Annotated in this window: 5 protein-coding genes; 3 read left to right on the top strand and 2 right to left on the bottom strand. The window is 42.6% G+C overall.

Annotated features, from left to right (window positions below; all coding sequences use genetic code 11):
• Positions 1–192 precede the first annotated feature (192 nt).
• Together NTX44_12965 and NTX44_12970 are read left to right on the top strand one after the other, a co-directional pair.
• Positions 193–528 carry a GxxExxY protein gene (locus NTX44_12965; protein MCX6122512.1) on the top strand — a complete coding sequence of 112 codons (336 nt, stop codon included), beginning with the start codon at positions 193–195 and terminating at the stop codon, positions 526–528.
• Positions 529–1,194: 666 nt separating this feature from the next.
• A complete protein-coding gene (locus NTX44_12970; GenBank protein MCX6122513.1) occupies positions 1,195–3,114 on the top strand; it encodes a tetratricopeptide repeat protein in 1,920 nt (639 codons plus the stop codon).
• Between the two features lie 200 nt (positions 3,115–3,314).
• On the opposite strand, the gene hflX is transcribed toward NTX44_12970, so the two are convergent.
• Both hflX and NTX44_12980 read right to left on the bottom strand, forming a co-directional pair.
• Positions 3,315–4,574: a GTPase HflX gene (gene hflX / locus NTX44_12975; protein ID MCX6122514.1), complete on the bottom strand. Its 1,260-nt coding sequence runs from the start codon at positions 4,572–4,574 to the stop codon at positions 3,315–3,317.
• A 341-nt stretch (positions 4,575–4,915) separates the two neighbouring features.
• Positions 4,916–7,099, bottom strand: coding sequence for a BatA domain-containing protein (locus NTX44_12980; protein ID MCX6122515.1), 2,184 nt, complete (start codon positions 7,097–7,099; stop codon positions 4,916–4,918).
• Between the two features lie 1,421 nt (positions 7,100–8,520).
• Between NTX44_12980 and NTX44_12985 the strand changes: the two genes are divergently transcribed.
• Positions 8,521–12,309, top strand: a 3,789-nt coding sequence (locus NTX44_12985; GenBank protein MCX6122516.1) for a hypothetical protein, incomplete at its 3' end; no start/stop codon positions are given.

Here is a 12,309-nt window from a genome sequence, read left to right on the forward strand (position 1 = left end):
ATTAAAAAACTGGTAAAAAGGTAATTATTCAGCTATTGTGTTTTTATACAACCCCTCTATCCCGATGAATGATATTCATCGGGACATCTCCCCTTTTAAAGGGGAGAAAATTTCCCCTCCTTAACAAGGAGGGGTGTCCCGCTACCGTTTTACGGTGGCGGACGGAAAAAGATAAATAGGGAATTGAAAAGCATGGCTGAAGAAATGTATCCGTTGAAAGAACTGACGGAGAAAATTATTGGCGCAGCTTTCAAAGTCCATAATCGGCTTGGGAGTGGATTTCAAGAAAAAGTTTACGAAAATGCTTTGGTACCAGAATTATCATCAATTGGATTGAATACTGTGCAACAGAAGCCTCTTAAAGTACTCTATGGTGGCCAACCCGTTGGAGATTTTATTGCTGATGTTTTAGTAGAAGGACAAGTCCTTGTTGAATTGAAAGCTAATCGCGCCCTTGAAAAATCCCTCGAGGATCAACTTCTCAATTATTCAAAGTCATCAGGTATTAGAAGTAGGATTATTTACTAATGTTACGTAAAGTAAGTTGAATTATAGCCTCGTCGTTTACGTCGTGGACAAATGATAATGATGTAGCAATGGCTTTAGCCACATATTGTGTCGTTTTGGGCATAGCAAAAAGCCATCGAGACTGTGTAATAAGTAGCTTTTGTCACTCTGAGCACAACGAAGAGTCTTGTTTTTAGTTTAGATTCTTTACTTCGTTCAGAATGACGAGATCCTTTTTATAGTTTTGACACAGTCTCCATCCCTTTGGGAAAAGCCCAGATTTATTAAGGAGATATTAAAACCACGATCTGTCCCGAAGGGGATGCCCTTGGCATAGGTCGTAGCAATATTTTGTCGGATTCTGCGTTACATCAGTAAATAAGATTAAAAATGGGAAGTAAAGTATTTCGCAATGCCTTCCATTGATATTTGAAATTTTAGTTATTAAAACGTTTGACATTCATATTCGTATGCGCGAAGATGTCCAGTCATTATGATTATGCTGAGGAATAGAGTTATCTCATGTCAAAATTAACACATCAACATAAGTTTCCAGGGAGAATGTCCGGACATCGACACGAGGGAGATCTTCACACAATTTTGTTTTCTCACAAAGCCACAACTCCCGTCCTACTCTTTGTTATTGCGTTTCTATTATATGCTAACACGCTATTTCACGATTTTACAATGGATGATATCCCAATTATAGAAAATAATACTTTTGTTCAAAAGGGAATTACAGGTCTTGTGGACATTTTTTCGAAAGGCTACCTTGTTGGGTACAACAAACAAAACGATTCGTATCGTCCATTTGCGTTGGCAACATATGCCATAGAGACGAATCTGGCTCGGCATAATCCTCATGTACATCATGCAACTAATGTGATCTTGTATTGTTTCATTGCAGTTGTGCTATTTCCCCTTCTCCGAACAATGCTCAAAAATTATGATCCCATCGTTCCATTTATTATTACTCTTCTATTCATTGTTCATCCTGTCCACACTGAAGTAGTCGCAAATATTAAAAGCCGAGATGAGCTGTTGAGTTTTTTGTTCATGATCTGTGCTCTATTCCTTTTACTCCGTGGTATCAGCGCAAACAAGATCGGGCTTCGGATATTGAGTTGTCTGAGTTACTTCCTTGCATTACTCTCGAAGGAACATGTTATTATGTTCCTATTCATCGTTCCGTTAGCCATGCACTTTTTCACCGAGCTAAAGTGGCGGCGAATTGTTCGGGAAACTCTTCCATTTGCTGCTGTAGCGTTAGCTTATTTGTTTATTCGATGGTCTATCGTCGATGTCGATGCATTCAAAGAAATGCCTCCGCTCATTGACAATTCACTTGTAGCTTCTCCAGGAATTTTCGCGCGTACTCCAATGGCGTTTAATATACTAGGCCGCTATCTCCTCCTTCTTTTTTTCCCTTTTCGGCTTTCGTATGATTATTCATTTAATCAGATTCCGTTTGTTGGTTGGGATGATATGTGGTCGATTGTATGTATTGCAGTATATATTGCATTGTCTTATTATGCGATGTATGGATTCGTAAAAAGGGATCAACAGAGTTTTGGAGTCGCGTATTATCTTATAACACTCTCTCTGGTTTCGAATCTTTTTTTTCTCATGGGGTCCACAATGGCTGAGCGATTTCTTTTCACTCCATCATTAGGATTTTGCTACACTCTTGGTCTTTTTACTGCTCATGTTGGTCGTTTCGAATTCAACTCTTCAGGTAAACGAAAGAAATGGATAGTTCCAGCTATAGTTGTCATCTGCATCATATTAAGCATTCGCACCATTAACCGTGGAGCAGATTGGAAGAACAATCTAACACTTCTAGAGACCGATGAAATCTCATCCCCAAACAGTGCTAGAGTACAATCGTCACTTGGTGAAACGTATACGGAGTTGGCGAAAAAACTCCCGAAAGGTAACCAACAAACAGAGCTATTGCAGAAGGCCATTGTTCACCTACGAAAATCGCTCGATATTCTTCCGTCGCAGTGGGCGATCTGGCACGACCTTGGATATGCCTATTCGATCGCCGGCGATTATGATGAGGCACTAGGGAACTTTCAACGCTCGCTCGAATACGATCCGAATAATGCTATGATACATTCATCACTCGGTGAGATGTATATGATGCTGGGGAAAAAACTCCCGAAAGGTGACCAACAAACAGTATTATTGCAGAAAGCTATTGTTCATTTCCGAAAATCCCTCGAGACATCTTCCGCGCGGTGGAGCCTCTGGCAAAACCTTGGATATTCACATTACCTTGCAGGGGATTACGATGAGGCATTGAAGGACTTTCAGCGCGCTCTTGAATGCGACTCGAATAGAAGTGTTACGTATGTCAATATCGGCGCAATTGTTTTTTCAAGAAAGGATTATTATCGAGCGATCGAATTTTTCAAGACCGCTGTGAAATTAGACAGCTCAAAGGCAAATGCCTATGTTAATCTTGGTGCCGCTTATCGTCAAACCGGAAATTACAAAAATGCATTAGATTGTTATGGGAAAGCTCTGCAATTAGATCCTCATTTGGAGCAAGTCCGCAGGAGCTTAGACTCGCTGAAGTATATTTCGATATTGAAAAAATGATGCTCAAACAATTCATAAAGTAGATTCGAGATTTACTTTTTTCGTCTTATGATTAGTTAAAGTGTTCACAGCTACACTGATAGTTCTCAGTAATACTTTCCTTTTCGTTGTGTACGATATACGAGACCAAAATTTTGTTCCAAAGGAAGAATTTCTCTTTTTTAAAGCGTTAAATTAACAAATAGCGAATCTTCCTTTGATCATTTAACGAGCTGCAAAAACCTTTCTTTATCTCTCCGGTGAATCCGTATCTTCATATTCACTTTTCCATCTTCGTATGTCCGCTCTAACACTTCACCGACATCATGCAGCTGTGCAATAAGCTTTTGTTTTGAATCCGGTATTACAATTTCTTCAACCATAAATTCTTGCTCCAGCATTTGTGCAACCGCTTCTTTCAGTCCGAGAATATTTATTCCCCGGACTGCGGAGATGAACACACAGTTTGGATGCTTTTCGGATAGCGTCGGCAGGATGCTTCGGTCTTGGAACATGTCTATCTTATTGAATACAACCAGTGTCGGCGTATCACCGGCACCAAGGTCTTCTAACGTTTCCTGCACGACGTTGATTTGATCTTCGAAGTACGGGCTCGATATATCCACGATATGAAGAAGAATGTCGGCTTCAGTTATTTCCTCCAACGTGCTCTTGAACGATGCAACAAGATGATGCGGCAGTTTACGGATGAAACCGACGGTGTCCGTCATAAGAATGGAAACAGTAGCATTGAGCGGCACGAGCCGCGTTGTCGGATCGAGTGTTGCGAAAAGCCGGTTTTCAACGAACACATCTGAACCGGCAAGAAGATTTAAAAGAGTTGATTTACCAACGTTGGTATAGCCCACAAGCGCAGTGCGTGTGTGCTTGGTGCGTCCCTGGCGTTGTGTAACACGCTGCTGCGATATACGCTCAAGCTTTTCTTTGAGGTGACTGATGCGTGTACGAATCAGCCGGCGGTCAGTTTCGATTTGCGTTTCGCCGGGACCTTTTGTGCCGATACCGCCGAATTGTTTTGATAAATGCGTCCATTGGCGTGTGAGGCGGGGCAGAAGATATTCAAGCTGGGCAAGTTCCACTTGCGTTTTCGCTTCACTGGACTTTGCGCGCGATGCAAAGATATCAAGGATTAATCCGCTGCGGTCAAGGACTTTGCATTCCATGAGGCGCTCAAGATTTCGCACCTGTCCGGGTGAGAGGTCATCGTCGAAAATAACAAGCGGAATAGTTTCTTCCTTCAAGCGCTGATGTATTTCTTCAACCTTTCCTTTCCCGATGTACGTCGCCGGTTCGATATGATCGCGATCCTGTGTTATTCTTCCTACAACTTCCGCTCCCGCTGTGTCGGCGAGCAATGCGAGTTCTGCGAGTGACTCATCAACCACGGCTTTTAAATTCGAGCGTGTCGGCACTCCAACGAGAATGCACTTTTCTTTTCCGGTTTGAGCTAATTCAATCATAATGATTCTTTCATACTATTATAGTAAGACTCAGTGGAACTCCTCTATTAATGCGCTTCGTTTCATCTTTTGCTTAGGGAGTGGTATCCCGACAGAGAAGGTGGATCGCAAGATGCACCCTCTTTTGTTGTGGACCCAGAAAGATGTCAGACACCTCGCATTGCAATTCTTAAGGAAGGTGTCCGACATCTAACCAACTCCCCGAGCCAAAGAAGCCGAAAAAATCCTATTGTCGTTCCCAAATGTTTGTCCCACTTGATTATTCTTTTTAGACAACCTCGATAATTGCTTAAATATGATCCTTGCTCCGTACTATCATCGAAAAGCCGTAGAGGTGTGACCTATGTAATTTGTTTTGCTGCCAAAGAACGATGACGCTTCGTATCTCGTGCCACGAACATTTCGATGATAGCAATAATCAGCGCGGCGATAAGAAATTGTTTCCAAAGTTCGGCACCGAGACGTGATTCTGTGATGATGCGCTGTACCTCTTGCGGCTGGGTCACCGTGTGCATGGAGTTGTCCGAAATACCGATCCGTTTGAACATGGTCTCTCGGTGTGTCTCATCCGATGGCGCTGTGTTTGATTCGTCCGGATCGACGTTCACGGCGAACTTATCCAAAGTCGTCTGAACAGATGCAACGGTGTAGATTCCCGGTACGTCATCATCGGAATACCGGATACTTTTTTCTGCCGCAAGCTGTTGAGGATTGATAACGAGTTCCAGATTGCCCGGTTTCGTAATTGTAAGTTTTGACGGAACAACCGAGTGAAGAGGAATAGTTGTTGCTTCACCAACTAACAATGAATGTTCCATTGCCGATCCTTGCGCAAGATAGGCAAGCGAACGATGCACCAACGGAACAAATAATCCTTTCAATGGTAAATCCGACCACTCGGCATTGGCAGCAACACTGAATAACAATATATGTCCGCTGCCAATCCGTTCTTCTATCAGAAATGGATAGCTGTTTGTCAATGTGATGATAGATCTCGATCTCGGCGTTGGAACAAAATGGAATGATTTTGCGATGCGCGGCGATTCCAGTACACGCTGACGCTGCGTCGTTCCCGACGATTGTTTTGATTCGGTTTCTTCAAACATTCCGACAAAGAGCGGGTGGCGTAAATCGACTTTGTCGAATTCGATGAATGAGTTGGTCGATTTTGTCGTGGAATTATCATCTGAAGCTGCGGCGGTTGATATGCCAAGCGGTGCAGCGATGGCAGTATTATAGACGGTACCAGTCGTTTGTGCACCGGGAAAAAACAGCATGCCGCCGCCATTTTGAAGATATGTCTTTAAGGCAAAAGATTGATCGGGCGTGAATTCGTGCAGATTGGAAAGGACAACGACATCGATATTGTTCAATTGAGATGATGAAAAACGGTCATACGGTATCTGATTAATTTTTAAGCTTGCACTGCTGTCGGTAAGTCGGGGGGCGAGAGCTATTCGAAGATAGGTAAGATCGGGTGCGCTGCCGATAAGAAGAACATGAAGTTCTTCCGGAATATGCACGGTGAAAAAGCGTGTGTTGTCAAATTCAAGATCGTCGTCTTCTAATTCGATTTTTCCTTCAATGAATCCAGAATGCTTTGGCACAAGCGTGAACTCCGTCTCCACCGATTGTCCGGCAAGGATATCAACGCCTTTTTGTCCTACCCGGCTTCCATCTTGATAGATGCTGACAACATGATTCTGCACGCCTGACGTGCCGTGATTTGTAAGCTTCGTTTTCACAGTAAAGGATTTGTTCACTTCAAAAATTGTATTCGGGATTTCTATCGATTCTACAGAAACATTTTGCAATTCGCGTTTGCCGAGAGGAACGAAAAAGAATTGTACCGCCGGCGCAAAGAGTTTCTCGCTGGTTTTCATCAAGTGCGCTTTAGATTCAAGTGAACCAGCCTGGAAATCGGAAATGACATAAACTTCTTTATTAAAGTTTTGGGATGCAGCAAGGAGCCGGGCGGTAAAGCGAAGCGCATCTTCGATTGTGCGATGCATCGATGACGGTTTCATTTCATTGATGGTGCTTCGGATGACCGGAAAGTTTCGCTGGGCAGAAGGAAGTTCTGTTGTTCCATCGAGAGGGACACCGGAAAATTTAAGAAGAAATACTTCGTCGCCGTCTTTGAAAAGGTTCACGACCGCAAGGGCGGTATTCTTTGCCTGATGCAGCAGTTCTCCCTGTTCGTCGTTCGCGGTCATGCTTTGCGAATCGTCAAAGAGAATAACTGCCGTTGTCTTCGCCTGCTCGGCAAGACCGCCGGGGAGTGAACCTTTCAATGTCGGACGTGAGAATGCGAAGACAACAAGAACAACTAATACAGTACGAAGAACCAGCAAGAGCAATTGGCGGAGTTTCAGCCGGCGGATTTTTGTTTTCTGCAATTCTTTCAAGAACGACAGCGTGCTGAACTCAATCGTTTTGAGCTTGCGCAAATTGAATATGTGCAGCAGGATAGGAATACTTGCCGCAAGGAGTCCAACCAATGCTATGGGATTAAGAAATGTCAATGTGCTTCCTCTGTGCGGATGAATGTAATAGTAACTTAAGCCGAAGATAATGGAAAATCAAGGAGGGAGGAACTTGGGGAGTGGGCTATTTTAGATTCCCGTCCGACTTTGCCCGACTGCCATATGGCAGTCGCGGTCGCGACTAAAGTCGGATCGAGATCTCGTTTCGATTTACTAATCGAAACGGACTTACAATCCGCGGGAATGACAGTCTTCTTTTTCCTTTTTTTGCGTAACATAAATAACTTGAGTGTCACGGTCCGTACCGTGACACTGAAAATGAATTGTTTTCAATGGCTCAGCGTCACGAAATCCTGCCCGACTGCTGGCGCAGTCACGCAGGCGGGGATTCGTGACGCCCCTGTGCACATACTTTTTAGACAACCTCTATTATCTGAAAACGAAACCTGACCTGCCCGTCCGGCAGGCTCGCCTAAGCTCTACGAGCGTCGGCGAGCAGGCGGGAGGTTTCGATTACCGTTAATTTTACACTTTTTGGTCAGCCACCGCACTAAACAGAGACACGACCAAAACCTGTTAGTCTTTTTGCTTTCCGAGAGAACCTTGAGAAAATATTACGAACTCTCTATATAATAGAGCATGCGTCATGGGTACATCCGAATAGCTGGAATCTTGAAATGAATGGCTGCATAGCGTGCAGCAAATTCTCAAGAAAATCTTCAGGAAGGGTATACAATGCTTGTGTGGAGCGTCACATGGAGCAAAAATATTTATAAAAAATGGTTGACAAATTGGACTTGATACCTTATGTTGGCATAAGGAATTCAAAGAAACAAATCCCTCAAAAAGAAAAACAATGCGTATATTTATTCATATTTATGATGATGACTTTAACAAAGTAAATCAAAAATATTGATGGAAAGTCTGAAGGTGCTCAGGGCGTGTGAAAACGATAAAGGATTAATCTCAAAAAAATACAATACAAAATTCTTGAGGAGGAATTCAAGGGTGGAAGAAATGACCGGCAGCGAATTGCCCCAATATAAATGCGTATTATTGTGCGTTAGAACACAAAAAAAGACTTGACAAGATTGTTGAATTCTCATATATTGCTTGCAATCAGATACGGAAGAACTGAGGCCGTTTTGTAATTCTGTGGTGAGTATTCATTCGACTTTTCTATTACCTCGGCAAAACAAGCTGAGTAAAAATTTTAATGCAATTTCTTTTCACAAAATAATAAGGAGTTAAAAAATATATGAGAGGATGGTTAACATTTAATTCTAGCTAATTTCTTTTTCCATCGTGTGAGATCCGCTTCGCGCGGAGAATGAAGTAAGAATTGTAAATGTAAATTTTTAAAATTGGAATTCTTCAAAAGTGTTCGTAGATCAGAAATTAGTAAGGGATGCCGTAAGAGGCATTTAGAATTTTCAAATAATCTCTAATCGGAGGAACAAATGTATACAAAAAAACTTTTTCAACTTGTCGCGCTGCTTGTGATATTAAGTGCTGCAGTGTTTGGACAAACTAACACCCCTGCAACTTGGACGGGTGCAATCAGTAGTTCTTGGGCAGATCCCTTGAACTGGGATGGTAGTTCCACACCTGGAACGGGTTATGATGTAGTAGTCGGTGCTCCACAATCAGGTGGTGTTAACCTTGTTCTGACAGGCGCTGCTACATGTGAAAATTTAACTATTACAGGTACCATGAATATATCAGACAACTCCACAGCTGGTGTCTTACTAGTGAATCACAAGCTATGGATTAAAGGCACTGGTACTTTAATAGCGAGTAATGCAACTAAACCTGGCATAATAACCGTAAATGGAGATTTTATCAGGGAAGGAAGTTTTAATCCAGGTTCAACGGGCGATGTCTTCTTTGCTTCCTCAGCATTGCAAACAATAACTACAACAGCTTCTCCAACTCTTAACTTTAGTAGACTTACTATAACCTCCGGAACCACTGTGCAGATTATTGGTGGTCCTATCGCAGTTGGAGGTGGGTTCACGGTGAATGGTGCATTGAAAGGCGATCCAAATACAGCGTATAAAATTACATTGTCTGGCACACCTGCAATGTCCATTAACCCTACAGCATTTACTGCTGGCGCTTCAGAAGTCGTTTATGCAAATTCAAGTGCTACGACAGTTGCAGGAGTTGAATACAACAATCTTACTATTACCGCCAGCCCCTTAGTTGTGTTTGCCGCGGCATCAGCTTTGACGATAGATGGTACACTTAATATTAATATCGGAACATTCAATCCGGGTAGTGCAACACATAATATTAAAGGATCAATAACAATAGGCAGTAACGGAACTCTCCAAGCGGGTGGTTCGTTCAATTTCTGCGGTACAACTGGTACACTACAATCAATTCCATCTGGAGCTTTCACCAGCATATACATTAACAATTCCGGTGCTGGTGTGCAGTTGGCTTCTTCAGCAGCTGTAACTGTAACGCTATTGGATGTTAGTAGCGGAAAATTTTATGATAATGGTGTACTGCTTTTACCGGTTAGTGGAGCGTCCACTTTAAAGGTGGAAGATGCTGGATTGTTCTATGTTAGTGCAGCCACAATACCTACTTTTACTAATGTTGTTATAGGTAACGCTTCTTCAGTTATATTTAATGCTACAGGAGCTCAAACAATAAATAAGTACTCGTATGGAACTTTGACCCTTTCTAATGGAACTCCATCATTAAAGACATTTTCACCAACAGGAGTAACAACGGTTGCTGGTGTTCTAACAGTTGATGGGACCGCTGCTTTTACAATTCCCTCAAGTGCTACAGTTGTTAATCAAACGACATTTACAAACCAAGGTACAGGCGGATTGTATGGTATTTTAACTGTTGCCGGGACAGTAGGCACTCAGGTAATAGGTAATATTACTGGCGCTGGTACTATAAATCTCATTCCAGTTGATATCAATCAAAAGGTAACTTTTGGTTCGATACCTAGCGGAGGTGATGTTTTAATTGAACCGAGGATTGGTTTTGCAATAACATCTATGAATGCATTAAGTAATAATAATCTAATTCTCGATGGTACCAATAGTACAGCAACAGCGATAGCACCACCTAATAACTGGACCCTTAGTGGTCAGTTACTTCTTCAAGGTTCTGCTTCCCTTAGTATCGTTTCCGGTGTAAATATACAAACTGTTCTTTTGAGTACAGCAGCAGGAACTATTACTAACGGTGGGTCGCTGAAAGTAACTGGTGCCACCGCAACGCTTACAGGAACATATAGTGGTGCTGGCTCGCTCGAATATTCTGGAACTGGGGCTTTGTCAATCGGTGGTACTTTCTCTATGAACGCCGGTAAGACTCTTACAGTTAGCGGCAATGCTACTAATGTGAATGTTGGCAGTGTGAATTTACAAAATCTTACATTTAGCAATACAGGCACTGCCACAGTCACCACTGGTCTGACTATATTGGGAAATCTTCGTGCTGAGGGCACTGCTTCAGTCGTTTCAACCGCCACCGCCGGAATGTCTGTTACCGGAAATGTTACAATCGGCAGTGGAGGGCTTACTCTACAGAGTACCGCACCACTGACTCTGCAAGGATCACTTGATGCAGCCACGGATAATTTATCTACAGGCTTGCTTACATTTTTTGGTGCAGGTCCGCAGACTTGGAAATTGAATGCAACATCAAGAGATTATTCAGGAACAGGAAAAATTTCTGTGGTGAATGTTGCATTGACGTCAGGTAGTCTTTATGTAACGGGCGGCAACCTTACCATTCAAAAACTGATATTTGGTAATAACTCCCCGAATATTTATGGAAAGATTAACATGGGTGCAAGTGGAAATGTGTTGTTTGTCGCTGACCCTGCTATCTCTACAGCTCCTGGTCCTGGTGTAAATGCCTATGTATGGAATGGAACGTTTGCAGCGTCAATCGTCGGTAGTGGATTTAATTATGAATTCCCAGTTGGAGATGGTACAAAGTATGCTCCATTGACAATTACATCTGCTCAAACGGGACCTGGATATACGACCGTTAGTTTTGCTACTGCACTCAGTGGTGTAACTGAAAGTCCAAGTAATCTTCAATTTCTTGGTACTGGAGGTGCGTCCATTTCAGTTAAGAGGGCTTCATTATTCAATTGGACGGTAGGTGTTACAAATAGTCTCGGTAGCCTTACCGATTTGGCAGTAACCGCGGCATATACTGTTACGGATGTATTCCAAGACGTTGCCGATGTAAGATTAATTACCTATGATAATACATTAGCTGCTACTCAAAAATGGGTGAAAATGATCGGAACGTATAATAATAGCCCTGGTAGCGGCCACGCTATTACATATATAAAGGTTAATCCTGTCACATCAGGTGCCTTTACACCTGGAACAAAAATATTAGCGTTTGGTTACAACTCTGCAATAGTCACAATAGCCGGGAAGGTTTATTATGGCGATCTTCCTGTTACTGCTACAAGCGGTTTTGGACACGCTGACTTAGTAGTGAGAGTAAAAGACATTAACACTCCTACTTTATTGTTTACTACTACATCAGCAATCACTGGTGATGGAGTTTATTCAATCGGTCAGGTTTCCGGTATGACAGATGGATATGTTGGTATGGTGTCTACATTCCCAGCTACATCTAAATTCCCCACAAGCATGATAGATGCTGGCGATGCAGTTGCAGCGATCAATACTGCCGTGGGACGCATAACTGGCAACATCTCGTCTGCTAATACGATGGCACGGATTGCAGCAGATGTGAACCGTGATAATGCAACTCTTGGTCGTGTTGCTTGCGATGCAACACCTGTTCATACCGTTGGTGGTGAACCTGTGTGGCTTGTAAGTCCATCGATAACAATAAACGTTCTCGATGCGCAGTTGATTTTGAAGCGTGTGGCTGATCCGAACACAGTATTTCCAGCGGGAACATACTATACATCTACATATCAAACAGATCAAAACTTGACTCAAGACCTTAGCAATCAAATAATTAGAGTTATTGCTATGGGTGATTGCAAGGTTGATGGTACTCCCAGTATGCTGGCGAAACAAAAAGTTACGTTTGCAGAAAAAGGCAGTGTAGATGTTGATGCAAAGACCGCATTCTCGGTTCCTATTCGCTTAGAGAGTGATGCTGTTAACGCAGCAGCGTTTACTATTGCTGCAAAGTATCCTGCTGATAAAGTCGAGTACAAAGGCATTGTCAGTTCTATTGCAGGAGTATCCGCGTATGCAAGCGATGGCTATGTGAGA

Source organism: Ignavibacteriales bacterium (assembly GCA_026390575.1).
Classification (GTDB): Bacteria; Bacteroidota; Ignavibacteria; order UBA10030; family UBA10030; genus Fen-1298.

Coding starts and splice junctions, on each gene's coding strand:
- NTX44_12970 (MCX6122513.1), top strand. CDS start 1,195: ATGGATGATATCCCAATTATAGAAAATAATACTTTTGTTCAAAAGGGA.
- hflX (MCX6122514.1), bottom strand. CDS start 4,574: ATGATTGAATTAGCTCAAACCGGAAAAGAAAAGTGCATTCTCGTTGGA.
- NTX44_12965 (MCX6122512.1), top strand. CDS start 193: ATGGCTGAAGAAATGTATCCGTTGAAAGAACTGACGGAGAAAATTATT.